The sequence below is a fragment of the Streptomyces achromogenes genome (assembly GCF_030816715.1).
Classification (GTDB): domain Bacteria; phylum Actinomycetota; class Actinomycetes; order Streptomycetales; family Streptomycetaceae; genus Streptomyces; species Streptomyces achromogenes_A.
The window spans coordinates 8771643-8797572 of the sequence record NZ_JAUSYH010000001.1; the positions used below are offsets into that span (position 1 = coordinate 8771643).

At 69.6% G+C, this 25930-nt stretch carries 19 protein-coding genes and 2 pseudogenes; 11 read left to right on the plus strand and 10 right to left on the minus strand.

All coding sequences use genetic code 11. The annotated features are described in order from the left end of the window. Positions 1 to 4: 4 nt before the first annotated feature. Positions 5 to 757, minus strand: coding sequence for a hypothetical protein (locus QF032_RS38545; protein ID WP_307059742.1), 753 nt, complete (start codon positions 755 to 757; stop codon positions 5 to 7). A 109-nt stretch (positions 758 to 866) separates the two neighbouring features. Continuing rightward, positions 867 to 2327: a hypothetical protein gene (locus QF032_RS38550; protein WP_307059744.1), complete on the minus strand. Its 1461-nt coding sequence runs from the start codon at positions 2325 to 2327 to the stop codon at positions 867 to 869. A gap of 449 nt (positions 2328 to 2776) precedes the next feature. Between QF032_RS38550 and QF032_RS38555 the strand changes: the two genes are divergently transcribed. Beyond that, the gene (locus QF032_RS38555) at positions 2777 to 3619 is read left to right on the plus strand and encodes an alpha/beta hydrolase (protein WP_307060533.1); all 843 of its coding nucleotides are present in this window, start codon (positions 2777 to 2779) and stop codon (positions 3617 to 3619) included. A 118-nt stretch (positions 3620 to 3737) separates the two neighbouring features. On the opposite strand, the gene QF032_RS38560 is transcribed toward QF032_RS38555, so the two are convergent. The 6 genes from QF032_RS38560 to QF032_RS38585 form a co-directional block, all read right to left on the minus strand. Further along, positions 3738 to 5318 carry a family 43 glycosylhydrolase gene (locus tag QF032_RS38560; RefSeq protein ID WP_307059746.1) on the minus strand — a complete coding sequence of 527 codons (1581 nt, stop codon included), beginning with the start codon at positions 5316 to 5318 and terminating at the stop codon, positions 3738 to 3740. 22 nt (positions 5319 to 5340) lie between these two features. Continuing rightward, positions 5341 to 6246: a carbohydrate ABC transporter permease gene (locus QF032_RS38565; protein WP_307049311.1), complete on the minus strand. Its 906-nt coding sequence runs from the start codon at positions 6244 to 6246 to the stop codon at positions 5341 to 5343. Next, the gene (locus QF032_RS38570) at positions 6246 to 7130 is read right to left on the minus strand and encodes a carbohydrate ABC transporter permease (protein ID WP_307059747.1); all 885 of its coding nucleotides are present in this window, start codon (positions 7128 to 7130) and stop codon (positions 6246 to 6248) included. Before QF032_RS38570 ends, QF032_RS38565 begins: the two co-directional genes overlap by 1 nt. A gap of 19 nt (positions 7131 to 7149) precedes the next feature. Then, positions 7150 to 8484 (minus strand): ABC transporter substrate-binding protein, encoded by a 1335-nt coding sequence (locus QF032_RS38575; RefSeq protein WP_307049315.1) that lies wholly within the window; start codon positions 8482 to 8484, stop codon positions 7150 to 7152. Positions 8485 to 8786: 302 nt separating this feature from the next. Further along, positions 8787 to 9875: a LacI family DNA-binding transcriptional regulator gene (locus tag QF032_RS38580; RefSeq protein ID WP_307049317.1), complete on the minus strand. Its 1089-nt coding sequence runs from the start codon at positions 9873 to 9875 to the stop codon at positions 8787 to 8789. 210 nt (positions 9876 to 10085) lie between these two features. Continuing rightward, the gene (locus tag QF032_RS38585; RefSeq protein WP_307059749.1) at positions 10086 to 11099 is read right to left on the minus strand and encodes a hydroxyacid dehydrogenase; all 1014 of its coding nucleotides are present in this window, start codon (positions 11097 to 11099) and stop codon (positions 10086 to 10088) included. 544 nt (positions 11100 to 11643) lie between these two features. Here QF032_RS38585 and QF032_RS38590 point away from each other — a divergent pair. The 6 genes and pseudogenes from QF032_RS38590 (at position 11644) to QF032_RS38615 (ending at position 19660) form a co-directional block, all read left to right on the plus strand. Then, positions 11644 to 11871, plus strand: a complete 228-nt coding sequence (locus QF032_RS38590) for a hypothetical protein (protein ID WP_307049319.1) — start codon at positions 11644 to 11646, stop codon at positions 11869 to 11871. 33 nt (positions 11872 to 11904) lie between these two features. Then, positions 11905 to 13431 carry a glycosyl hydrolase family 28 protein gene (locus QF032_RS38595; RefSeq protein WP_307059751.1) on the plus strand — a complete coding sequence of 509 codons (1527 nt, stop codon included), beginning with the start codon at positions 11905 to 11907 and terminating at the stop codon, positions 13429 to 13431. Beyond that, entirely contained in the window at positions 13428 to 16769 is a 3342-nt protein-coding gene (locus QF032_RS38600) for an alginate lyase family protein (RefSeq protein ID WP_307059753.1), read from the plus strand. The genes QF032_RS38595 and QF032_RS38600 overlap by 4 nt, the downstream gene beginning before the upstream one ends. A 28-nt stretch (positions 16770 to 16797) precedes the next feature. Then, complete coding sequence (locus QF032_RS38605) at positions 16798 to 18057, plus strand: alginate lyase family protein (protein ID WP_307049325.1); 1260 nt, start codon at positions 16798 to 16800, stop codon at positions 18055 to 18057. 137 nt (positions 18058 to 18194) lie between these two features. Continuing rightward, positions 18195 to 18752: pseudogene (locus QF032_RS38610) on the plus strand (helix-turn-helix domain-containing protein); the annotation flags it as partial. A gap of 347 nt (positions 18753 to 19099) precedes the next feature. Further along, positions 19100 to 19660 carry a GNAT family N-acetyltransferase gene (locus QF032_RS38615; RefSeq protein WP_307049327.1) on the plus strand — a complete coding sequence of 187 codons (561 nt, stop codon included), beginning with the start codon at positions 19100 to 19102 and terminating at the stop codon, positions 19658 to 19660. 58 nt (positions 19661 to 19718) lie between these two features. Here QF032_RS38615 and QF032_RS40785 read toward each other — a convergent pair whose 3' ends face one another. After that, the gene (locus QF032_RS40785; protein WP_373430440.1) at positions 19719 to 19943 is read right to left on the minus strand and encodes a YgaP family membrane protein; all 225 of its coding nucleotides are present in this window, start codon (positions 19941 to 19943) and stop codon (positions 19719 to 19721) included. A gap of 95 nt (positions 19944 to 20038) precedes the next feature. Further along, positions 20039 to 20158: pseudogene (locus QF032_RS40790) on the minus strand (rhodanese-like domain-containing protein); the annotation flags it as partial. A gap of 622 nt (positions 20159 to 20780) precedes the next feature. Between QF032_RS40790 and QF032_RS38625 the strand changes: the two are divergent. The 4 genes from QF032_RS38625 (at position 20781) to QF032_RS38640 (ending at position 25283) form a co-directional block, all read left to right on the plus strand. Further along, positions 20781 to 21218 (plus strand): GntR family transcriptional regulator, encoded by a 438-nt coding sequence (locus QF032_RS38625; RefSeq protein ID WP_307059755.1) that lies wholly within the window; start codon positions 20781 to 20783, stop codon positions 21216 to 21218. 4 nt (positions 21219 to 21222) lie between these two features. Beyond that, entirely contained in the window at positions 21223 to 22155 is a 933-nt protein-coding gene (locus tag QF032_RS38630) for an ABC transporter ATP-binding protein (protein ID WP_307050529.1), read from the plus strand. Beyond that, positions 22152 to 23246 (plus strand): ABC transporter permease subunit, encoded by a 1095-nt coding sequence (locus QF032_RS38635; RefSeq protein WP_307049331.1) that lies wholly within the window; start codon positions 22152 to 22154, stop codon positions 23244 to 23246. Before QF032_RS38630 ends, QF032_RS38635 begins: the two co-directional genes overlap by 4 nt. Before the next feature lie 591 nt (positions 23247 to 23837). Next, a complete protein-coding gene (locus QF032_RS38640) occupies positions 23838 to 25283 on the plus strand; it encodes a S41 family peptidase (RefSeq protein ID WP_307059757.1) in 1446 nt (481 codons plus the stop codon). Positions 25284 to 25930 lie beyond the last annotated feature (647 nt).

Genomic DNA, 25930 nt, shown 5'->3' on the forward strand with positions numbered 1-25930 from the left:
GTGGCTACGACGTCCGGGACTCCGGATCGGGCAGGCCCGCCGTCTCGATGAGGCGGCGGGCGTACGTCCACGCCGCCTCCTCCACCCAGGCGGGCCGCACCGTCCGGAGCCAGAACAGCAGCAGCCCCAGCTCCGCGAGTACCAGCGGCACCCACATCACGGGCTTCGCGGAACCGGCCGGCGGCCAGCCCACCACCGCGTACAGCACCGCCCCGAGCAGACCGACGGCCCCCGCACCCAGGGCCAGCGGCCGTAGCCCCAGCGCGTTGCGGCGGAAGCCGTACTCGCGGTTCTCCTCCGCCACCAGCTCACTGCCCGCAAGCGCCCGCGCCCGGGTCCTCAGCACCGTGCCCGCCACCTCGTAGACGGCGTCGGCGCCCGCCGGGTCGGACCGCTCCTCCGCGGCCGACGGCAGCCGCAGCGGCGGTCCCGCGATCTGCTCGATACGGGCGTGCAGATAGGCCAGGTGGGCGGTCCCCGTCGGACCCTGCCACCGCAGCAGCTGCACCGACGGCTTGCCGCCCCACCGCTCGAAGAGAGCCGGCTCCAGCCGCCGCCCACGGGACCGGCTGAACTGCCCCAGCAGCAGCGGCAGTCCGCACACCACCACGAGCGCCCACACCCGGCGCGCAGCCGACCAGTCCGGCACCAGCACCACCACCGGCAGGGCCGGCGGCAGCGCCGCGATCAGCACCGGGCGGATCCTCGCCCGCCACGTGTACGGACTGAACATACGGGCGAGCAGACCCTGTTCCACGACGGACCACCCCCTCATCGTGGCCCGCCCCCACGGGCCCTGATGAGGAATACCCCGGCCGCCGTCGCGGTATCCGCCGTATCGGGTTCGTCCGGTGGCCGCCGGGCGCTCAGCCCGCGTTCCGCAGCGCCTCTTGGACCCGGCGGACGGCGTCGGAGTACCGGTCCCGCAGGGGTGCGGGCAGGCGATTCAACAGGGCCGGGACCAGACCGAGTTCCTCGCTCAGCAGCACCGCGCGCCCACGTTCGAGGCGAACCGCGGCGGCCTCCGGCCTGCCCTGTCTGGCCAGCGCGAAGGCTCCCTCCTGAGCAAGCCCGCGGGACGCGAGCAGCCATGCCTCTCGGTGGCGGCGCAGCGACTGCGCCCGGTGCAGGGCCTCCGCGGCCCGCAGCAGATGGCCGTCGGCCTCGCCCACCTCGTCCCAGGCCGAGCGCCGCATCGCCCACCGGATCCAGTTGTGCGCCGCGTCCACCGTCATCTCCGGGGCGACGGACAGGCCGCTCGCGCACGCCTGCCGCAGCGCGGTGCGCGCCGCGTCGACGTCGTCGGCCGAGCCGGTCTCCTCGGACAGCGCCCGCAGGGCCTCGCCGAGGACGTTCAGCCTGCTCGCCCGGTACGGGGCCGTCGACGGGGTGAGGCCGACGGCCTCCTTGAGAGCCCGCACCGCCTCGCGCAGCTCGGGTTCACCGCTCTCGCGCGACTCGCCCAGCCGTAGCGCCTCGACGCGGTCGGTCAGCGCGTTGCCCAGGTTGGACAGGAAGGTGGCCCGCCCCGCGACCTTCCACTCGGAGACTTCGATGGCCCTGCGATACGCCGCGATCGCCGCGTCCAGGTCGGTGAGGTCGATCCGCTCGCCGGGGCGGGGCGCGGCTCCGTCGGGGAACTGGGTGCCGTGGCGGGTCAGCAGCGCGTTGCCGAGGTTGTTCAGCCAGCCGCCCAGCTCCGGGTCGTCCAGGTGCGCGCCCTCGACGGCCTCCTCGGCGAGCCGTACCGCGCCATGCAGGTCGTCGGCGGCGCCGAGCCGTTCGTAGCGGTCCATCCGGAGCATTCCGACGTTGCTGCGCACCCGCGCCCACGCGCGGTCCGTGCGTGGCAGCGCGGCCGAGGCCCGGTCGCCGAGGTCGATCGCCGTGTTGAGGTCGGTGAGCGTACCGGTGGCGTCGTACAGGTCCCACAGGCACAGCACGAGGGTCGCCGCGCACCGCGCCCACTGCGGTGAGCCCTCCTCGGCGGCGGCCGTCGCCTCCTCGGCCGCCCGCCGCGCCGCGGCGAGGTCGTCGGCGGTGCCGGTGACGTCGTACAGATCGGTCAGGCTGACCGCCAACTCGTTGGACCACACGGCCCGTCGGGCGGGGTCGGCGCGCACGGCCCGCCGGTAGCGGTCCACCGCCCGGTGCAGGTCCCGGGTGTCGCCGGAGTTCCAGAAGCGACGCCTGTGCGCGGCGGCGGACCGGTCGAGGAGGTCCGCGAGCCCGGCGCCGCCGACGCCCCGGGCCTCGGCCTGCCGCAGCGCGCGCTCCGTCTCCTCCGGATCCCTCGCGTCGGACCCGCCCGGACCTTGCGGTGTCATGGGCTCCCCCTCGTGGCGCGCCGCGATGTTACCGCGCGGCCACACTGGTGACGGGTGATTGAGGGAATCCGCGCGGGCCCGGCGCGAGGCTTCTGCCGCTGAAGCGTTTCGACGGACGCGAACGAAGCGAAGCGGACAGCGAGGAGCAGGCGAAGCAACGGCGTGCACGGATTCGCGTTCGACTCGGTGCCTTTCCAGGACGACCAGTCGCAAGGGAGTCTCACCGTCGACGAGATCGTCGACGAGATCATCGAAGGAATCTGGTAAGCCGAGAGCGGCTGTTGTGCCTTCGAGCTCGTAAAGGATCTTGAGGCGTCTCCAGCAGAGGGGACTTCCAGCAAGTCGGTGAGCCTTTCCCAACCTCGCGCTGAGGCTGCGAGGTGGAGCGTCTGGACGAAAACCCCTTGCGGCCAAAGGTGGTGATCGCCCTAGGGTTGCTCCCCGTGACCATGGAGATGCCGTACCAGCCACTTCCGATCGACCAGTCGGACGTGCGCTACATCCACGGACCCGATTCCGCACCGCGGGCGGGCGTGCCCGCCGGCGAGACGGTCGGGTTCGAGTGGAGCGGCAGCGAGGTCTACCCGGGAACCTTCCGGAAGTTCTGGGTGCACGTGCCCGCACAGTACGACCCGGCGGTACCGGCGTCCTTGATGGTGTTCCAGGACGGATGGTGGTACCTGGACCCCGCAGGGGAGGTACGCGGCGCGATCGTCCTGGACAACCTCATTCACCGCGGCGACATCCCCGTCACCATCGGCGTGTTCGTCGATCCTGGTGTCTTCCCCCATGCGGACAACCCGAAGAACCGCAACAACGAGTACGACGCCTTCGACGACCGGTACGTCACCTTCCTCATCACCGAGATCATCCCGCAGGTTGCGGAGCGTTACACCATCGCCCAGTCGCCCGAAAGGTGGGGAATCTGCGGCGGGAGCAGCGGAGGCAACTGCGCTTTTACCGCCGCCTGGCTGCGTCCGGACAAGTTCCGCCGCGTCATCGGATACCTGTCCAGCTTCGCGCAGATGCCGGACGGCAACCCCTACCCGGACCTCATCTCCCGCGTCCCCCGCAAGCCGCTGCGCATCTTCATGCAAGGCGGCCACCGCGACCTGCACTGGAATGAGCCACGGTGGAACTGGCTCGCCGAAAACCTGCGTGTGGCAGCTGCTCTCGCTGAAGCGGGCTACGACTTCCGCCTTGTCCTGGGAGACGGCGGACACAGTGCCAACCACGGCGGCGTCCTGCTTCCGGACGCTCTGCGCTGGCTGTGGCGGCCCCACGCGGAATGATCGATACACGCATCATCCAACCCGGCTACGGTGTGGAGCAGACAGCCTCAGGAAAGCCCAGTTCGTCTGGAGGGCTGTGATCAGGCGGAACTTCGAACTCGGCGACGCCTGTCCTCTGTCACCCGCAGATGAGCCGGAATCCCGCGAAGTCCGCCGAGAACGCCGCGTCCACCAGATCCACCGCATGGATGCCGGCCATCGAACCGGTGAAGCGAAGCTTCGAGCCGTGGTCGTCGGAGAGCTTGCTGAAGTCCAATGGCCCGCCGATCGCGATACGTTGCCCGTTGCGCACGTACCAGAACCGGGCCTCGCCCCCATTGACCGTCACGCCCAGCGTCACCGCGTTCCCGGCCTCGATGTCCGCGTCGGCCACCACGCGCGTGCCGGCCTCGTCGCGCTCCACGAGACGCAGCACCGTGCGGCCGCCGCCGCGCCACTGCTGCCCGCTCTGCTCCTCACCCTCGGCTTCCGCCCAGGTCAGGTCCAGACTCAGATGGGCTTCGGTGTTGTACCAGAGCACCAGTCCGGCGGCCTGTGTGAAGGTCTCCGGCCGCGCCTCGACGGTGACCTGGGCCTGCGCCCGGTGCTCGGTGATGCGCTGGGCCAGCAGACTGTGCGCCCAGCGGGATTCAGGACCGTGGCGACCGCGCAGCCGGATCCAGCCGGGCCGTGTGTCGGCGTCGGCCCAGGACGGGTCGGGGGCGCCCCGCAGGGAACTCCACGGCCAGCCCAATCCCTCGGCGGGCGCGGCCACGAGAGGGTGCGGACGCGTCGGTACGTCGACCTCGACCGCAGGATGGTGACCCCCGTGCGCCAACCTGGGCCACCCCTGCGCGTCCCACACCACCCGTTGGATGGCCGTCTCCCTGCCCAGCGTGCAGCGCGGGCCGGCCGCCCTACCCAGCGGACGCGCCGTGAGATGACTCAACACCCAACTGTCATCAGACAGTTGGAGCAGTTCACCGTGTCCGGCCTTCTGCAGAGGCAGCGAGGGGTCGTCCCGCGACGTCAGCAGTGGGCGGTCGTCGAGTTCGTACGGGCCGGTGAGCGCGCGGCTGCGGGCCACGCGCACGCCGTGCTCGAAACCCGTACCGCCCTCCGCGAGTGCGAGGTGGTACCAGTGGTCGCGGAACACCAGCTTCGGTCCCTCGACAAGCCTTTCGTGCTGCAGCAGCAAGTGGGTGCCACCGACCGGGTTCAGCGTCTTCCGGTCCAGCTCGGTCAGGACGATCCCGGCGAACCGGCGTCCACCCGGTCGGTGGTCGTTTTGCAGGTTGAGCAACCACAGCCGGCCCTCGTGATGAAAGAGCGCGGGGTCGAAACCGTGGCTAGCGACCCGCCGCGGCGCGGACCAGGGGCCGTCGACCTCGGTGGCGGTGCTGACATACGTGTCCGCGTCGAAGTACGGCGTCCCCACCGACCGAACGATCGCGTACACCACCCAGAAACGCTCGCCGTCCCAGCTCAGCGATGGGGCCCAGACGCCGCCCGAGTCGGGCACCCCGGCCAGACAGCCGCCGGGGACGGCCCCGCGCACATGGCCCGCATACTCCCAGTGGGCGAGGTCGCGGGAGCGGTGGACGGGGATGGTCGGGAACCACTCGAAGGAACTCGTCGCCACGTAGTACCAGTCGCCGACCCGGACGATCGAGGGGTCGGGGGCGAAACCGCGGATGACGGGGTTGTGCAGCACGGTCACGTGAAGTCTCCTGGTACGGGGCTCACTTGAGAGCCCCCAACGTGACGCCGCTCCGCCAGTACCGCCGCATCGCGACCATCATGATCGCCATCGGCACGATGGAAAGCAGCGCACCGGTCAGGACGAGACCGGTGAGGTCGACGCCGGATTCCAGGCGCTTGCCGGACCAGTTGTACAGGCCCAGGTTCAGTGTCCAGTTCTCCTCGCCGCGCAGCACGGTGAGGGGGAGGAAGAAGGCGTTCCATGTGTTGACGAACGCCAGCAGGAAGACCGTCGCGCCGCCCGTGGTCATCATCCGCAGCACGATGCTGAAGAAGATGCGCAGTTCGCCGGCGCCGTCGATCCGGGCGGCTTCCAGGAGCTCGTACGGAATCGTCGCCTCGGTGTAGACCTTCGCGAGATAGACGCTGAAGGGGTTGATCAGGCAGGGCACCAGCATCGCCCAGGGCGTGTCCACCCAACCGATCTCCGAGAACAGCAGGTAGAGGGGAAGGGTGAGCAGCGCGATCGGGATCAGGAACGAGCCGACCACGCACGCGAACACCAGATTGCGCCCCGGGAACTGGAAGCGCGCCAGGCCGTAGCCCGTCAGCAGCGCGAGCAGGGTGCCGCCGAGCGAGCCGACACCCGCGTACAGGAACGAGTTGGCGGTCCAGCGCAGGAAGATGCCGTCCTCATAGGTGAACAGCTGATGCAGGTTGGTCCACAGGTGCCAGCCTGAGAACCAGAGGCCGTTCGACTGGTACAGGCCCGTGCGGTCCTTCGTCGAGGCGACGAGCAGCCACCACACCGGGAACAGGCTGTACATGCTGGCCAGCACCAGACCCAGCAGGAGGAACCGCTGGCCGCCGCGGGTGCGGGCGGCGGCGTCGGGGCGGCCGAGGCGTCGGACAGTGCGCGGCTCGGCGCGCTCCTCGATGAGCGTCATCAGTCGGCCTCCTTCGCGGTCAGTCGGTAGAAGAGGAACGAGGCGACGCCGAGGACCAGCGCGAGCAGCACCGAAAGGGCCGCGGCGTAGTGGTAGTTGCCGGCGTTGAAGGCCTGGTTGTAGATGATCATGATCGGAGTGAAGCCGTCGCTGACCGTCTGTGGGGTGATGTTCCGGAACAGTGCGGGCTCGTTGAAGATCTGCAGCATCTGGATGATGGAGAGCATGCCGGTGAGTACCAGCGCGCCCCGGACGAACGGGATCTTGATGCTGAGCGCGATCCGCAGCTCGGAGGCGCCGTCGAGGCGCGCGGCCTCGAACAGCTCGCGCGGGACGCCCTGGAGCGCAGAGTAGATGATCACCATGTTGTAGCCGACCCCGTGCCAGGTGAGCAGGTTGCCGATGGACGGCCACACCATCGACGGCGCGAAGAAGTTCCAGTCGAATCCGAAGACCTTGCCGAAGGGGGTCAGCGGCCCGACGTCGGGGCTGTAGAGGTTGATCCACACCAGGGCGGCGACCACGCCCGGGATCATGTAGGGCACGAGGAGGAGGATGCGGAAGCGGCCCGCGACCTTGGAGGTGAGCGCGTCCAGGAACAGCGCCAGGACCAGGCTGACGACGAGCATCACCGGGATCTGCACGCAGGCGAACAGCACCACCCGCAGGACCGAGCCCATGAACGCCGAGTCGGTCACGCCGTGCCGGTAGTTGTCCAGCCCGGCGAACGTCTCGGTGGAGCCACCGAGCCCCAGCCCCGACTGCTGCTCGCGGTACAGCGACTCGTAGACCGCGTAGCCGATCGGGAGCAGGTAGAGAAACACGAAGCCGAGCTGGAAGGGCACGGTGAAGGCGGCGCCCTTCCAGCGTTGGGAGCGGATCATCGTCCGTCGCCCTCTGCCTCTAGCCCTTGACGCTGATGCCGCGGGACTTCAGGTCCTGGACCGTCCACTGCTGCATGTGCGCGAGCAGATCGGTGACCTTCTCCTGCTTGTTGACCACCTTCGCCCAACCGGCCTGCATCTCCGAGAACATGGCGGTCCAGTTCGGACCGAAGGTCCAGTCCGTGGTCACGGTGCTCAGGCTGTCCGTGACGACCTTCTGGGCCGGCTGGTAGTTCTTGCCGAGCAGCTTGTCGGAGATGGACCCGGCGACGTAGGACTGGTTGTCGGCGAGCGCGGGGAACACGCCGTTGCCGGTCGTCGGACTGGACATCGTCTTGACCGCGCCGGCGTCGGTGGACATCCACAGCGCCGCCTGTGCGGCCTGCTCCTGGTTCGTGCACTGCTTGGTCACCAGCGTGACACTGCCGGTGAGGTTGGTGCCGGCCGGGGTTCTGGCCGCCTCGCCCTGGAACGTGGGCCAGGGCGAGAGGGCCCACTTGCCGAAGGACTTGGTGAAGTTCTGCGCCATGCCGGCCATCTGCCAGGTGGAGATCTGCCGGGTCGCGGTGGCGCCGTTGTCGTAGTTGCGCTGCACGGCCGCGTAGTCCGCGAACGACAGTGTGGAGTTCAGGTCGTTGTCGATGACGTCCTGGATCACCTTGGCGGCCTTGAGCGTCCCGGCGTCCTGGAAGGCCACCTTCCAGGAGTTGCCGTCGATCGCGTACCAGTGAGCGCCAGCCTGCATGGCCAGCACCTCCAGGGTGCTCGGGTCCTCACCGGCGTAGTTGGTGATCTTGACGCCGTGCTTCTTCAGCTCCTTGCCCGCCGCTATGAAGTCGTCCCAGGTGGCGGGCGGCTTGATGCCGTACTTCTCGAAGACGTCGGTGCGGTAGATCGTGAAGTTCGGCGACGAGCTGGTCGGGACGCCGTAGGTTCTGTCCTGCACCTGCGCGCTCGCCCACGCGCCGGGGTTGAACTTGCCCTTGGCGGCGTCGACGTACTGGGAGACGTCGGCGAGAGCACCCTGCGAGACCCAACTGGTCACGTACTCGGCGGTGTTCTGCACCAGGCACGGCGCGTTGCCTGCCTTGACCGCATTGGTCAGCTGCTTCTGCATCGTCAACTGGTCGGTGACCTTGGTGTACTTGATCTTGATGTCCTTGTGTGAGGCGTTGAACGCCGTCACGACGGCCTCCTGGCCGTTGGCCCAGCCCCAGAAGGGCAGGGTGACCGGCCCGGACGACTTGGCGTCGGCCCCCGAGCCGGATCCGCCGCAGGCGGAGAGCAGGCCGGTGAGCGCGAGACCCGCGACGGCGGCGTGGGCGAACCTTCTCCGGGGGCTGGTGAAGTTCATCTGGCGTATTCCTTCGCAATGTAGGCGTCTCGCAACGACAGGACGGACGGCGCTCGGAGCCGAGAGGGCTTCGGTGGCGGGCCGGGCGTGGGGGGGGGCGGCGGAAGGGGCCGGGAACCGTCGGCTCGGGGTGGGATCCCCACAAGCGGAAGAGGTAGAAAGCGGTTCCCGTGACGGTAGGCCGGGCGGCTTGGAAGTAGCAAGAGGTGTGGCGGGATTTGTTGAACTGGTGGGGAGTCCGGCTGATCGCAGTCAGTAAACGGTTACGGAAACATTGCTACCTGAGGGAGTGCGGAAGGGCGTCAGCGGGAGCGACGCGGCGCCTGCACGGAGTGACGTACGACGACATGCGTGCCCAGCACCAGGTGGTCGCCGTCGGCGCCCTTACGGCGTCTCGGCCCGTCCTCACGGCGGTCGGCCACCGCGCGCAGGGCGGCCCTCCCCATCTCCTCGTACGGCACGTGCACTGTGGTGAGCTGGGGCGTCAGTTGGGAAGCGAGCGGGATGTCGTCGTAGCCGACGATGGACACGTCCTCCGGGACGCGAAGCCCGGCGGCCCTCAGCGCCTGCATCGCCCCCGCCGCCACCACGTCGGTCCCCGCCAGCACCGCTGTGAAGTCCGGAGTCTCGCGCAACGCCGTCTCGACGGCGCGGTAGCCGTGCTCGTCGTCGTACGGCCCGTGCCGCACCATGCCCGGGTCGAACGGCACGCCAAAAGCCTCGAACGCCCGCTGCGCCCCCCTCAGCCTGCCCTGAGCGGTGGTGAGTTCGGCGGGGCCGGGCAGGACGAGGACCCTGCGGTGTCCGGCCGACAGCAGGTGGCTGGCCATGGCGTAGGCGCCGCCCTCGTTGTCGTAGTCCACCGTCGTGGCCGGCACGTCGCCCTCGAGCGGCGGCCTGCCCACGAGGACCAGATGGGAGCCGGCCGCGTCCAGGGAACGGGCGAAACGTGCCATGCGCAACTGGTACTCGTCGTAGTCGTAGGCGCCGCCGAGCAGGACGACCGCCGCCACACCCTGCTGGCGCATGAGGTTGACGAGAGCGAGTTCGCGTTCCGGGTCGTCGCCCGTGGTGCCGACGAGTGACAGCCAGCCGCGGAGGCTGGCGGCGCCCTCGACCCCCTTGGCCACGTGGGCGAACGCGGCCCCGGTGATGTTGTTGATGAGGATCGCCACGGTGGGCGTGCCGCCGCCTGCCAGCGAACGGGCGTGGGCGTTGGTGACGTAGTCCAGATCCTGGACCACCTTCATCACGCGGCGGCGCAGATCCTCCGACACCGGATAGTTGCCGGACAGGACGCGCGAGACGCTGGCGACCGAGACGCCGGACCGCTCCGCGACGTCGCGGATGGTGGCGCGGGCGGGGTCACCGGGCGACTTGCGCTGACTCACCGGAGGGCTCCTTGGATGGGGCGACGGGCCTGGGTGACGGAACCGTATCCCACCGGTTCGGGGTGGGTCGGGGGCTGTGGACTGGCGTGGGCTTTCGTGTGGTCGGCTGACGTCGTCCTTTGTCGGGAGTGTACTGAATGTCCGGCCCGGTCGAGGCGGGTGGGTGCGAGCCGTCGGCGCGGTGCGGGGGCGGCTCGGCCCGCGGCGTGCTCATGCGGCACGGGCCAGGTCCGTGTGCCGTACCTCATGGAGGAGGGGGAGGTCCGAGGCCAGGCGTTCCAGTTCCTCCGTCACGATGCGGCCGAGGCGTTCCAGTTCGTTGCCGAGCGAGCCCGCGATGTGCGGGGTGAGGAAGACGTTGGGCAGGCGGTACAGCGGGGAGCCCGGGGGGAGCGGTTCGGGTTCGGTGACGTCGAGGACGGCGTGAAGGCGGCCGGAGACCAGTTCGCCCACGAGTGCGTCGGGGTCGATCAGTGCGCCGCGGGAGGTGTTGATCAACACGCCGCCGTCCCGGATGAGGGCCAGTCGATCCGCGTCAAGCATCCGGTAGGTCTCCGGGATGTCGGGCGCGTGCAGCGACACGATGTCGCTGGACCTCAACAGGTCCTCCAGCGACAGCAGTTCGGCCCCCAGCGATGCCGCCTCGGCGGAGCTCACGTAGGGGTCGTGCAGCAGGATCGTGAAGTCGAACGGACGGAGCAGTTCCAGCAGGCGGCGGCCCACGCGCGAGGCGCCGATGATCCCGATGCGGCGGCCGACGTTGCCGGTGGCGGCGGTCTCGGCCGGGGACGGGTGGGTGTGGGTGGCGCGGAAGCGCTCGCGGTGGGCGAAGGTGTCCTTGCCGGCGAGCAGGATCATGGCGAGGGTGTACTCCGCGACCGGCAGGGCGTTGGCGGTCACCGCGCTGGACACGGTGATCCCGCGCTCCCACAGGGCATCGCCGACGAGGGAGCGGACGGAGCCGGCGGCGTGCAGGACGGTGCGCAGGCGTGGGGCGGCGGCCAGGAGATCTGCGTCCAGGCGGGGGCAGCCCCAGCCGGTGATCAGGACCTCGGCGTCGGCGAGGGCCGGCGCGGCCGAGGGATCCGCGAAGTCCCGTACCACGAGGGCCGGGTCGAGGGCGGACGCCTGCCTCAGCCGGGCCAGGAGCGGCGGGGGGAAGAGCAGGGGGAGGTGGACCGGATCGATCGCGAACACGGCCCTGGGTGGCTGAGCGCTGGGCATGGCTCTCCTGGGGTGGGAGGCAAGGGGGCGAGTGGGGGCGACAGGCAGTGGGTGCTCGAGAGGGGAGTAGAAACCGTTTCTGAAAGCGCGTTCTACCGTATGACCGACGAGGGGGCCGGTCAATCGTGTGGTGGGGGCGGATGAAGGTCAAAGGCATGGTGCTGCCTGATGCGCGGTGCCGGGCACCGGTCCCGTGCGAGATCGGAAACCGGTTACTTCGATCTGTCTCGCGATACGGGTGAGGGTCCCATCGGCACGGGCACAGGGCTGTGTTTCTGCTGGCCGGCAGGCAACCGGTTGTCGGGATCGGTCGGAACGCAAGGGCTGAGGCCCCTTCTTCGGCAGCTCCACAGTTTTCGAAATCACGTCCTCCCTCTTGACGCGGCGTGCGCTCGGAAGGAAGCTCCCTGCATCGCCTGTAGAAACCGGTTGCTGAAAATCGCACGGCGTGCCTCGGTCATCCCTGGGAGTGCGCGCGGGCTGATCGGATCTTCCTGCCGCAGTCCAGGCCGGTCCCGGTCCCGGCCGCGAGCTTCGTGATCGCGTGCGCCTGGCGCTGATGCGACTTCGCCGCCCCGTGCTGCTCCAGTCCAGCGACCGCACCACCCTGTCCGTCGCCGTCATGACCCCGTACGTCACCCCGAGCGGACCGCCCGTGAACAACCTCCCGGCCGCTGTCTCGGTGCTGTGCCACGTCGTCCCGATTCCCGCTGATCTTTCTCGTCGCCCAGCGCGGCTCCGTCGCCGGAAGTCCACCACCGGACGCAAGTAGCCCTTCGTACCCCCTTGTTGCAAGGAGTCACCCATGGAAACGTCCCTGTCCCGCCGTACCGCGCTCCGGGCGGCGGGCGCCACCGTCCTCGCCGCCGGTCTGTCGGGTGGACCGACGGGCACCGCTGCCCACGCCGACGACGCCAAGTCGCCACCGAAGCTGGTCACCTACCCGCGGCCGACGTCCATGCCGACGAACACCAGCTTCAAGGTGCGGGTCCGCACCGCCCGCGGCGGCGAGTGGCAGACCCTGGACGTCTACCGTCCGCAGCTCGAGGAGATCAACGCCACCACGGGCTCCGGCAAGGTGTACAACTCGTCGATGGTCTACTTCGACTTCCGAGGCGCCGTCGAGATCGAGGTCACCAACCTCAAGGGCGGCACCACCAAGGCCCGGGTGCGACCGGACGTCCTGGGCATCAAGCCGGAAGTCGGCGGTGACACACTGGTGTTCACCCTCGACGAGCCGCGGGACGTAGTCGTCCAGATCAACGACGAGATATTCGACTGTCTGCACGTCATCACCAACCACGTGGAGCAGCACCCGTGCAGCGCCGACGACCCGGACGTCATCTACTTCGGTCCCGGCGTGCACACCGTCACCGGCAACGTCCTCACCGTCCCCAGCGGCAAGACCGTCTATCTCGCGGGCGGCGCGGTCCTGCAGGCGCAGGTGTTCTTCAAGAACGTGGAGAAGTCCGCGCTCAGGGGGCACGGCATGATCAACGGCGGCGCGGGGGCGATCCTCTGTGAGGGCAGCAGGAACATCCGCGTCGAGGACGTCATCATCATGAACCCGAACGGCTACGCCGGCACGTTCGGCATGAGCGAGAACGTGCACGTCACGAAAGCGCGCGCGTTCAGCTCGAAGGGCAATGGAGACGGTTTCGACGTCTTCTCCTCGACGGAGATCGTTTTCGACGGCTGTTTCATGCGCAACTCCGACGACTGCTTCGCCATCTACTGCCACCGCTGGGACTACTACGGCGACACCCGCGACATCACCATCCAGAACTGCACGCTGTGGGCCGATGTCGCCCACCCCATCAACGTCGGCACGCACGGCAACACCGACGCCCCCGAGACGCTCGAGAACCTGGTCATCAGGAACATCGACGTCCTCGACCACCGCGAGCCCCAGATGAACTACCAGGGCTGCATCGCCCTCAACCCCGGCGACTCCAACCTCATCAAGAACGTCCGTATCGAGGACGTCCGTATCGAGGACTTCCGCTGGGGCCAGGTCATCTACATGAAGGTGATGTTCAACCCGAAGTACAACACCTCGGTGGGGCGCGGCATCCAGGACGTGTACGTCAAGAATCTCAGCTACACGGGCACCCACGCCAGCCCGTCGCTGTTCCTCGGCTACGACGCGGATCACGCCATCGACAACGTCGTCTTCGAGAACCTCGTGATCAACGGGGTGGCCATCGCCGACTCGATGAAGAAGCCGAGCTGGTACTACACCACCGACGCGATCCAGTGGTTCTACAACGAGCACGTCACGAACCTGAAGTTCCTCACGACCGCCGAGGCAGAGGCGGCCGCCGCGTCATGAGCACTCCCACTCCGAGCCGCCGGGGCTTCCTCGGCGGCACGACCGCCCTGCTGCTGGTGTCGGGCGCGAGCGGACTGCTCGCGCCCGGAACGGCCCGGGCCGCCGCACAACACGAGACCCGTACCCGGACCTTCACGCACCCCGGCCTGTTGCACACCGCCGCCGATCTGGCTCGGATGAGGGCCGCCGTCACCGCCCGGCAGTCACCCGTCTACGACGGATACCTGGCGTTGGCCGCGCACGCCCGATCGAAGTCGACGTACGCCGTCCAGAACACCGGGCAGATCACCTCATGGGGCCGCGGCCCCTCCAACTTCCAGAACCAGGCCGTCGCCGACTCGGCCGCCGCCTACCAGAACGCGCTCATGTGGTCCGTCACGGGCGAGCGGGCCCATGCGGACAAGGCGCGCGACATCCTCGACGCGTGGTCGGCGTCCCTGGCGGCGGTCACCGGCGCGGACGGCCCGCTCGGTGCCGGGCTGCAGGCCTTCAAGTTCGTCAACGCGGCCGAGCTGCTGCGCCACGGTGACTACGACGGATGGCCGGACGCGGACATCGCCCGCTGTGAACGCTCCTTCCTCGACGTCTGGTATCCGGCCGTGTCCGGTTACATGCTCTACGCCAACGGCAACTGGGACCTGACGGCCCTTCAGACCATCCTGGCCATCGGCGCGTTCTGCGAGGAGCCCGTGCTCTTCGAGGATGCGCTGCGTTTCGCCGCGGCCGGCGCCGGCAACGGCAGCGTCCCGCACCGCGTCGTCACCGACGCCGGCCAGGGCCAGGAGTCCGGCCGGGACCAGGGCCACGAGCAGCTCGCCGTCGGCCTGACCGGCGACATCGCCCAGGTCGCCTGGCACCAGGGCGTCGACCTGTGGGGCTTCGACGCCCACCGCATCCTCGCCAACTTCGAGTACGCCGCCTGCTACAACCTGGGAAACGACGTCCCCTTCGCCCCCGACCTCGACCGCACCGGCAAGTACGTCAAGAAGTCGGTTTCCGCGACCGGCCGCGGTTCTCTGCCGCCCATCTACGAGATGGCATACGCCCACTACACGGGAGTCCGCGGCCTCGACGCGCCGTACACCGAGGCGGCCGTCTTCCGGGGCGCGGGCGGCACCCGCGTCGTCGAGGGCAGCAACGACGACCTGCCCAGCTGGGGCACACTCGCCTACGCCGGCATGAGGCCCACCGCCCCGGCCGTGCCCACGGCCCCGGCGGGCGTCACCGCGGTCGGCGCCGCCAGGTCCGTCACCGTGAGCTGGCTGCCGTCCGCCGGGGCGAGCACGTACACGGTCCGCAGGGCCGCCCAGCCCGAGGGCCCGTACGAGGAGATCGCCACCGCGGTCGACCGGCCGACGTACACGGACACCGCGACGCGCCCGGGACGCACGTATCACTACACCGTCTCCGCGACCAACTCCCTAGGCGGCAGCGGTGTTTCGAGCACGGTCTGCGCCGGCGCCGGTCTCCCCGGCCGCTGGGCCGCCCAGGACCTCGGCACCGTGCACGTCCCCGGCTCGGCCTCCTTCGACGGCGAGCGGTTCGTCCTGGAGGCGAGCGGCACCGCCGACACCTACCACTTCGCGCACCTGCCCCTGCGCGGCGACGGGACGGTCACCGCGCGGATCGTGTGGCCCCTCAGCTCCCAGTACTCCAAGATCGGCGTCACCCTCCGCGACTCCCTCGACGCGGACGCCGCCCACGCCGCCATGCTGATCCAGGGGCTGCCGCTGCACACCTGGAGCGGTGTGTGGAGCGTACGGCCGACCACCGGCGCCGCTGTCTCCGCCACCGGCAGCACGCCCGTGCCACCGTCCCAGCAGGAGGCGATCACAGTGAACGCCTCCTTCCCGATCTCCTCCCTCGGCGCGCTGCCGGAGTCGGCGACCCCACTGGAGGCGCCGTACGTCGAGGGCGCCGGCGACGGCTACCGGCTGCGGGCGCCGTACTGGGTGCGCGTCACCCGCAGGGGCCGCCGATGCACCGGCGCGATCTCCCCGGACGGCATGCATTGGAGCGAAGTCGGCTCGACGGAGGTCGCGTTGGGGCGTACCACCTACGCGGGGCTCGTCCTCACCTCATGTCTCGGTGTCGACGAGGACTACGCCGAGACCGGCGCCGGCGCCTTCGACAACGTCACCGTCGTGACGGCTTCGGGCGGCGAAATCTGGTCCACGCCGCGCCCCGCCCTCACCGGCACCGGCCTCACGGCCACCACCGGTGCCGACGCCATCGAACTGACCTGGACCCATCCGGATCCCTCGGCCCGCTTCACGGTGCTGCGGGCCCCGCATGCGGACGGCCCCTACCGCACGATCGCGACCGGCACCGGCCCCGTCGGCTTCGGCACCCGCGTACGTTACGCGGACGGGACCGGGGAGCCCGGCACGACGTACCACTACGCCGTCGCGAAGACGAGCGCCGGCGGACGCGGACCGCTGTCCGAACCGGCCACCGCCGCGATGCCCACCCCGGCCGAACCCGGCATCACCTCCAGATCACAGGCGTTCGCGAACAAGGGTGTGCCCTTCCGGCATCTTCTCCGCGCCACACACGAGCCCGTCCGGTTCGCCGCCGACGGCCTCCCCGGCGGTTTGCGCCTCGACCGGCGCACCGGCCTGATCTCCGGAACACCCGCCCGGACCGGCGAGTTCGACGTCACCACCGGAGCGGGCAACGCCTCCGGCCACACGACCGCACCCCTCACCCTCACCGTCGGCACGCCACCGCCCGTCCCCTGGACCTACGGCGACCTCGGCGACGTCATCCTCGACGACCGCGCCTACGGGACGCTCGGTGTGGTGGCGATCCGCACGCCCGGCAGCACCTCCTACGACGGTGGGACGTTCACCGTCCGCGGCGCGGGCATCGATCTGAACGCCAACGGCCAGGGCATGACCGGGCAGTTCGTACGCCGGCCGGTCATCGGTGACTGCACGGCCACCGCCCGGCTCCTCTCCCGAACCGGAGCCACCGCCGACCGGGTCGGACTGCTGATGGCCAAGTCCCTGTCGCCGTTCGACCAGGCCGCCGGGCTCGTCGTCACCGGCGGGACCGCCGCCCAGTTGATGCTGCGCAGGGCGGTGGCCGGCGCATCCGTCTTCTCCGGTACCGCCCCCACCCTCCATCTGCCTCTGCTGCTGAGGCTGAAACGCACGGGGACCGCCTTCGCCGCGGCCGTCTCCACCGACGACGGCGCCACCTGGACCGCCCTCGCCTCCGGCGACATCCCCGGCTTCGGCGACGCCCCCTCCCACGTGGGTCTCGTGGTCTGCTCCCGCGACCCCCTGACCCTCGTCACCACCGAGTTCGACGAGGTGAGCATCAACTCCGACTGATCCCCCCACGGATTGGAGTCACACCGAGATGAGCCGCATCTCCCCCCACCAGCCCCTCGAACACGATCTGCTGGGCCGCCGCGGTCTACTGAGGACCGCGGGCGGCCTCACGGCCGCACTCGCCCTCGGGGGCACGGCGGCCGTGCTGGCGGGCACCCCCGCCGGCGCGGCGCCGACGACCTTCATCCACCCCGGCATGCTCCACAACGCCGGTGACATCCACCGCGCCAAGGTGCGCGTCGCCGCCGGCACCGACCCCTGGCTGTCCGGCTGGAACAGACTGACCGCCAACTCCCACGCGCAGTCCACCTGGACCCCCAACCCGCAGGCCACGATCATCCGCGGCGGTACGGGTGAGAACTACGGGATCCTCTACAACGACATCGCCGCCGCCTACCAGAACGCACTGCGCTGGCAGGTGGGCGGCACCGCGGCCAACGGCGACACCGCCTCGAAGATCCTCAACGCGTGGTCGTCCACGCTGACCACCGTCACCGGCAACGCGGACCGGTTCCTCGCGGCCGGCATCTACGGCTGGGAGTTGTGCCAGGCCGCCGAACTCATGCGCGGCTACGCGGGGTTCGATCTCGCTGCCTTCCAGGAGATGATGGTCAACGTCTTCTACCCCCTCAACAACGACTTCCTGACCCGCCACAACGGCGCATGCATCACCAACTACTGGGCCAACTGGGACCTGTGCAACATGGCGTCGGTCATGGCCATCGGGATCCTCACCGACAGCGCGGCCAAGTACGACCAGGCCGTCACCTACTTCACGTCGGGCGCGGGCAACGGCTCCCTCGCGCACGCCGTCCCCTACCTCTTCACCGACTCCGACGGTTACGCGCTGGGACAGTGGCAGGAGTCCGGCCGAGACCAGGGCCACACCGTCATGGGCATGGGGCAGATGGGCGCGATCTGCGAGATGGCCTGGAACCAGGGCGACGACCTGTACTCGTACGACAGCCGGCGCTTCATGAAGGCCGCCCAGTACGTGGCCAAGTACAACCTCGGCCAGGAGGTGCCGTACACCACCTACACCTGGGGCACCGGGCAGAGCTGTGCTCAGTCGTCCCAGACGGTGGTGGCCGCCGGCTCCCGCGGTCAGGTCCGGCCGGTGTGGGCCATGCTCCACTTCCACTACAACCGGCGTCTGGGCCTGGACGACAAGTACGTCTCCGCCATGTACTACAACGTCGCCTCTCCCGAGGGGGGCGGCGGTGACTACGGAGCCACCAGCGGCGGTTACGACCAGCTCGGCTTCGGCACGCTGATGTACGCCAAGTAGTCGGCCTCGCACCGTACTCGTTCGCGCTGCGCGGTCCTCCCCGGCAATCGTCGAAGCGCGCTCTGCACCGGGACACCGGAGCATTCTGTGGTGCTCTGTCGTGACCGGTGCAGAAGCGAGGTGAGCCGGCTGACCACTTCGCCTTCGCCGCCCCGCGCGACGTCCAGCCCTTCCGCGACCTCTTCCGCTGCCCCCTGCACTTCGGCGCCCTCCGCAACCGGCTGGTGGTACCGCAGGCATGTATCAACCGGCCGATGCCCGGCCGCGATCCGGTCACCTACGCCTCGACCCTTGAACTCCTCGAAGCGCAGATGGCATCCCGCCGCCGTCAGCAGGACCTGCTGGAGATCCTGGAGATCTCTCTCACGCAGAGCCTCCCGGTCGTCCCCTCCTTCTCCGGACAGGCCCGCAGACACGCGTCGAGCGAGCGGACGCTGCGCCGCCGCCTGGCCGACTGCGGCACCTCCTACGGGGCGATCGTCGAGGGCGTCCGCCGTGAACGCGTCGAACAGCTCCTGCACCGCCCCCAAATCACCCTCCGCGAGGTCGCCCGCCAAACGGGCTTCTCCGACGAACGCGCCCTGCGCCGGGCTGTCCGCCGCTGGCACGGCATGGCACCGTTGCAACTGCGCGAGGGCCTTCTCTCCAAAGCCGGGGGAAGCCGGGGGCGGGGAGAGCCACGCGACCAGCCGTGACCGGCCTCGCGGCTGCAGCCACACCGGTGAATCGGGGCCGTGGCCGACCTGATCAGGAACCTGCGGGTCGCCTGCGAAACGAAGCGGAAAGGGAAGGACCTCCGGCATGACCGGGTTCATCTCGGTGAGCTGAACAGGGTGTTGGTCAGCACACGCTGTGCCTCAGCCGCGGCGGCCTGATCGAGACGGCCGTACAGCAGGACCGGGAGCGCGGCAGGACACGCCTCCTACGTCCGCTGGCGCAACGCCTGGGCCAAGCCGAAGACGAACGTCGCGCCGGACTCACCGGTCCGCACGTGGACCGACTACCCGGCCAGGGCCACCCGACGCACTTCTACGATCGTCATATGAGTGACCTGAACCCGGCAGACGGACAACTGCGAACCGCCCGACTGTCGTTGCGGCGTCCGACCGAAGCCGACATCGACGCGATCTTCACGATCCACCGTGACCCCGAAACCTGCCTCCACAACCCCTCCGACGCGCTCACCCGGCTCGATGAAGCCAGGGAACTGTATCGCCGCTGGAACGACCAGTGGCAGCGGTGCGGATACGGGTACTGGGTCGTCCGACGCCACGACTCCGCCCTGCAACTGGGATTCTGCGGGATCAAGCCCATGGAACTGCGTGGCATGAAAGTCCTCAACCTCTTCTACCGCTTCGCGCCGTCGGCCTGGGGCCAGGGCTTCGCGAGCGAGGCCGCGGCGACGGTCACCACCTGGGCATCCCGCCACGTTCCCGATCTCCCACTGATCGCCCGCGTCCGGCCGGCCAACATCGCCTCGCAACGCGTCGCAGTGCGCGCCGGTCTGACCCGAGCAGAGCAACTCGACGAAACCGGATACGACGGCCTCGACTACATCTATGCAGCACGGCACGCCGATGCCTGGCCGCATGCGCGTCATTGATCCGCCTCATGCCTGGCACCGCGCGACGAGAACGTCACCCGCTTTCGCGGCCACGGGGTCAGCCGGTCAGGGCGGTGAGGGTGTCGTCCAGGTCGGTGGCCTTGGGCTGGTTGTGGGGGAGCTTGGCGAGGATCTTGGCCGTGCCGCAGGTGTTGGTGAGGGCGGAGAAGACCAGGCCGCCCGCGACGCCCGCAGAGAGCCAGCGGGCGGCATTCCAGCGTGGCCCGACGATCAGGCCGGTCAGGACGAGGGTTCCGGCGGCGAGGCGGACTTGGCGGTCCATGGCTCAGGGGGTGCGGGTGCCGGCCGGGCGGTGGGTGTCGTGGCCGAGGTGCGTCCAGGCGGCGGTGCCGCCGGTGAGGGTGGCGGCGGTGATGCCCCGGAGCGGCAGATCGTGACCACCGGCCTGCCCTGCGCTGCCGCCGGGAGCGGCGCCCCTGCCGCCAGACGGGAAAGGGGCAGGTGCAGCGCGTCGGGAGCGTGCCCGGCGTTCCACTTGCTGTGACCGGTGGTCAGTGACCGCGCCTCCATCGACCGACCCAGCCCCCACGGCCCCGTCGAGGCCGGCGAGAACGCGGCCGACGATGCACTGCCGCCGCAGGGCCGGCTTCACCGGGGCTTCGTCCCCAGTGCTCGTCGGGCGACAGGATCGGCGCCCTGCGCTGCGCTTGCGCCCGGCTCTCCACGTGAGATTCGTGAGCCGTGACGCGGAATGCCTCTTCATACGAGGCCAAGGCTGCGCTCATGGCACCGCCTGCGAGGCCCCGACGGCGAATACGTGAGGCCAGCCAAGCGAAGAAGCCCAGCACCCCCGCGAGGATCGCGGCCAGGATCAGGAACGGTAAGAACGTATCCATGGGCAGGAGCGTACTTCGCTGATCCTTGACACCCTCCGAGGGCGGCGGGGTGGGGCGGAGCCTCTCAGGTCCCTCCGGGCACACCGGACACCGGACACCGGACACCGGACACCGGACACCGGATCTCGTCTCTTCCTCGCCCCGTCCTTGCCGCTTCCTGTCTCCTGGTCTGTCTCTGGACAGCTCCCGGACCCCGTTGACAACTGCCGTCACACCCCTCCATCATCATTCCACTAATCAAGTAGTGGAATGATGATGGAGGGGTGGTGGCCGTGGAGTACCGCATCGACAGGCGGAGCGGTGTCCCCGCCTTCCAGCAGATCGTGCAGCAGACCAAGCAGGCCCTGCGGCTGGGCGTACTGGTGCCGGGTGACCGGCTGCCCACCGCGAAGGACGTCGCCGAGACGAGCGCGGTCAATCCGAACACCACTCTCAAGGCGTACCGCGAGCTGGAGCGCGAGGGTCTGGTCGAACCGCGACCGGGCCTGGGCACCTTCGTGCGCCGCACGCTGGGCCGCGCCGAGACGGGCACCGACTCGCCGCTGTACGGGGAGCTGGTGGCGTGGATGGCGAAGGCGGCCGGGGCCGGTCTGGAGCAGGAGGACGTCGCCGCGCTGGTCGCGGCGGCGCTGGAAAGGCAGTACGCCCCCGGGACCAAGGCGGTCACGGGGGCCAGGACAACGAGGAGCACAGGTGAGTGACGTCATGTACGCGGGGGAGCCGGCGCTCGAGGCGCACGGGCTGGGGATGCGCTACCGGCGGGGCTGGGCGCTGCGGGACTGCACCTTCCGGCTTCCGGCGGGCAGGATCTGCGGGCTCGTCGGCCCCAACGGGGCGGGCAAGACCACGCTGCTGAACCTTGCGGCCCATGTCCTGAAGCCGACGCGGGGCTCGCTCAGTCTGTTCGGTGAGGCGCCGGGCGCGGTGGAGTCCGGTCGGCGTACGGCCTTCCTCGCGCAGGAGAAGCCGCTGTTCCGTCGCTTCACCGTGGCGGAGACCCTGCGGATGGGGCGGGAGCTGAACCCCGGCTGGGACCAGCGCGCCGCCGAGGACATCGTCCGCGCGGGCAACGTGCCCTTCGACGCGAAGATCGGCACCCTCTCCGGCGGCCAGCGCACCCGCGTCGCCGTCGCCCTGGCCTTCGGAAAGCGCCCTGACCTGCTGCTGCTCGACGAGCCGATGTCGGACCTCGATCCGGTCGTGCGCCACGAACTCATGGGCACCCTCCTCGCCGAGGCGGGCGAGCGCGGCACCACCGTGCTGATGTCCACCCACGTCCTCGCCGAACTCGACAACGTGTGCGACTTCCTCGTCGTCGTCTCCGGCGGCGGAGTGCGCCTTGCCGGTGACGTGGACGACCTGATGACCGTGCACACCGTGGTCACCGGGGCCCGGGAGGGCGAGGGCCTGCCCGCCGACCTCGGGTACCACACCCTGGTCGAGTCCCGGACCAGCGGTCGGCAGTTCACCGCGCTCATCCGCCCGGAGGGCCCGGTCACCGGCCCCTGGGAGGTGGCCGCCCCGAGCATGGAGGAACTCCTGCTCGCTTATCTCCGCTCCCCCGACGCGCCACCGCTGATCACCCCCACCGCCCAGGTCCAGGGTCAGGCGTTCGGCACCGGGACGGTGGCGGCATGAGCACCTTCACCCGCCCCCCGACCGACGGCGAGAACAGGACGACGAACGAGACGATGAACGGCACCATGAACGCAACCAAGAACGGACCCAGGCACGGCGCCCGGAACGCGACCACCACGCAGGCCACCCGGCGGCCCCGCCTGAGTGGTATGACCTGGCTGGTCTGGCGCCAGCACCGGGCCGCGTTCTGGACCATGATCGCCGCCACCGTGCTTTGCGTGGCCTGGATGGTCTACCAGCGCGGCCAGATGATGGACTTCCTCGGCGCCTACGGCTTTCCCGCCAAGAACCTCGACGACGCGGAAAAGGAGTTCAAGCCGTACATCGGCGCGTTCACTACCGTCACCACGGGTCTCACGGCGATACCCGTCATGCTCGGTGTCCTCCTCGGCGCCCCGCTGCTCGCGGGCGACCTGGAGAACGGCACGGCCAAGCTGATCGCCGCCCAGTCCGTGAGCCGCAACCGCTGGCTCGCCACGAAGCTGGCGCTGGCCGGGCTGGTGGTGACGGTGACCACGGTCACGCTGTCGGCTGTGTTCGCCTGGTGGTGGAGCCCCATCAAGCTCCACTACGCGGACATCGACTGGGCCTCCCGGGAGTTCTTCAACACCACGGGTCCGGTGCCCGTCGCCCTCTCCCTCCTCTCCGTGTTCGGCGGGGTGCTGATCGGTGTGATCCTGCGCCGCACGCTGGCGGCCATGGTCGTGACCCTCGGATTCACCGTCGCCCTCCAGGCCGTCTGGGGCTACTTCAAGCTGTCGCTCGGCGACATCGTCACAGCCACCAGCAAGCCGGTCAGTCCCGGCACTACGATCACCTTCCCCTCGGTGCCCCGCACCGCACACTGGCTCGACACCTCGTATGTCAGCGGCAGCGGGAAACGGTTCGACTTGACCACGTGTGCGGACACGCTGTCGGAGGAGGCGACCACGTCGTGCATGAAGAAGGCGGACATCGTCGGCGCGTCGGTGGATTACCTCCCCATCTCGCAGATGAGCGGTATGCAGTGGCTCGGGGCGTCGATTCTGTTCGCCCTGACGGTCGGCATCGTGGCCTTCCTCTTCATCTGGGGTCGCAAGCGCCTCGTCTGAGAAGCCGTTCGCGCCCCCGCAGGGCCCTCGCTCTCCACGATCCCCGGTGCTCTCGTCCCCTCTGACGTAACGCCTTCCGAAATACGGAGCGCCTGTCGTGGGCTCGACACCGGGGCAACGTGGCTGAGTGGCCACCGAGGCAGAGCAGACGCGCTGCTCGCTGAAGGATGTCGGACGCTCGAGCGAGCGGGATTCGACCTGGCCCCCATCCGGCGGCGACACCGATGGACTGCGGGGGCGCTGCCAGGCGGACGCTGTCGTCGTGAGCTGGGAACCCGGCCCAGGTCTCGACCCGGGACGCCATGCCGGAGTGCAGAGCGGGTTCTGTCCACTGGACCGCTGTCCACCGTGCCTTGGCAAGATCCTTCGAGATCAGCGGCAACAGCCCCAATTCTTCCAGCACAAGGTCGAACAGCTGGCGGGCGTGGGGATACTCACCCACGCGACGCCAGCCGGCAGGGACAGTGGGGGAGTCTCAACGTCAGCCATCAGGGCGTCCAGGCCCAACTGCGATCGCCTGCGGGCCCTGCCGGTAGCGGGGGCTGACCCTACTGCCGATCATGAGGGCAGCCGGATGGCGGAGAGAACGCGATGTCGGCGACCGTGGTGCTGTCCGAGCAAGTCGCCTACAGAGAAGGCAGGATCGTGCGTTTCGCCACGGCTACCGCCGCCACCGCCACCGTCACTGCCCTGGCCCTCGCCGGCCCAGCCGCGCCGGCTGCCACTGCCCACCAGCAGGGCCCCGACGGAATCTGGCGCATGGACGGCTACGGCACATTGCTGTTGATCCGGAACGGCATCTTCCAGGAGTACCAGACCACCGCCGTCAGCTGCCTCAAGGGCGATTCCGCGCAGCGGACCGGTCCCGGCACCTACACCATGCCCGACGGCACTGTCCTCACCGTGCGCACCCCCGCAGGCCGCGACCGCGGGTCCCTGCGGGTGGACGGCTCCGTCGGCGACCGGAACCTGCGCCGGATCCCGGAGTTGCCCGACGCCTGCACGCGTCCGGCCCCCCTGGGGCCGCTCGCTGCCTTCGACGTCTTCTGGCATTCCTTCGAGGAGAACTACCCCTTCTTTTCCGCCAAGGGCATCGACTGGCACGCCGTACGCGACCGATACCGGCCCCGGGTACACGCCGGGACGACGAGGGACGAGCTCTACGCCGTGTTCAGCGAGATGGTCGAGCCGCTCTACGACGCCCACGTCGCCGTCCAGGACGGCGATCGGGTCTTCGCACAGGTGCGCCCCGGCACCGTCATGCCCACCGAGGAGTTGGACACCAAGGTCAAGACGTTCATCGTGGCGCGCGACCTCAAGGACGCCCGGAACCTCCAGGACTTCGCCAGCGGGCGGATCACCTACGCAGACCTCCCCGGCTGGCAGGGCTATCTGCGGATCTCCGGCTTCGGCGGATACGCGGACGACGGCGCCCCCTACGCCGCCCAGCTGGCCGAACTCGACAGGACGCTGGACACGGTCCTCAGCCAGGAGCGCACCCAGCGCCTGAAGGGCCTGGTCATCGACGTGCGGATCAATGGCGGCGGCTTCGACGCCCTGGGAATCCACATCGCCGAGCGCCTCACCGACACGTCCTACCTCGCCTATTCCAAACGGGCCCGCAACAACCCGGCCGACCCCACCCGGCACACCCGCCCCCAGCGCGCGTACGTCACGCCCGCCCAGGGCCCCCGTTACACCGGGCCGGTCGCCGTGCTGACCGGCGGCTCGACCGTCAGCGCGGGGGAGACCTTCACCCAGGCCCTCATGGACCGGCCCGGCAGGATGGTCCGGATCGGGCAGCCCACACAGGGCGTCTTCTCGGACGTCATGCCGCGCAAGCTCCCCAACGGCATGTCGGCCTGGCTGCCGAACGAGGAGTTCCTGACCCGGTCGGCAAGGACCTTCGACGGCACGGGCATTCCGCCGCACCTCACTGAGCCGGTCTTCACGAAGGAGGAGTTCGACAAGAAGAGGGACTCGGCCTTCGACAGGGCACTGAACGTCCTGCGGAACCACGGCGGTGCCACGGGCTGACGCGGCAACAGCGGGCCGGGGGACGACCCGCCGCGTTGCCGGCGGCGCCGTGCGAAATACCTGGCCGCCTTGCGCGGGATCTCGCGTTCTTCCTCCAGTTCACGGAGCTTCTTGCGTAGAGCGGCATTCTCCGCCTCCGGCGGCGTGGGCGGATCGGCGGGTGCCTCGGCCCGGCCTCCCCGCGGCCGGCTCGAGCCAACTGCCCGGACCGAGTTCCGCAGGGTCTCGGAATTGATCCCCAGGACCCAGTGTCTCGTCTGTCCAAGATCAGGGGTCAAGGCCCGCCTTCGTCCGGGGCGACGAACTGCTCGACTCCGACACGGACTTCGGCGTCAAGGAGACCCTGGTCAAGAACTTCACCGGCATCCGGCGGGCACTCCGACGCCGCACCGGCGGGTCGTCGAGGGCACCTGGACACAGGTCCGCTTCGACATCGTCCTCGACCCGCCGACGGTCGAGGGACGACGACCAATTCCCGGAGCTGACCGCGGAGACGGGCCGGGCCGGGCCGACGCCCGGTACCGAACGTGGACGCCTCGCGTGGTGCGCGCGAGGCATTCACGTCGAGGCGACGGGCAGGGCCACGTCAGCGACCCGCCCGGCTCCCGGCTTCGGAAGGGATCATCCGCCCGTCATGTCCGGCCCGC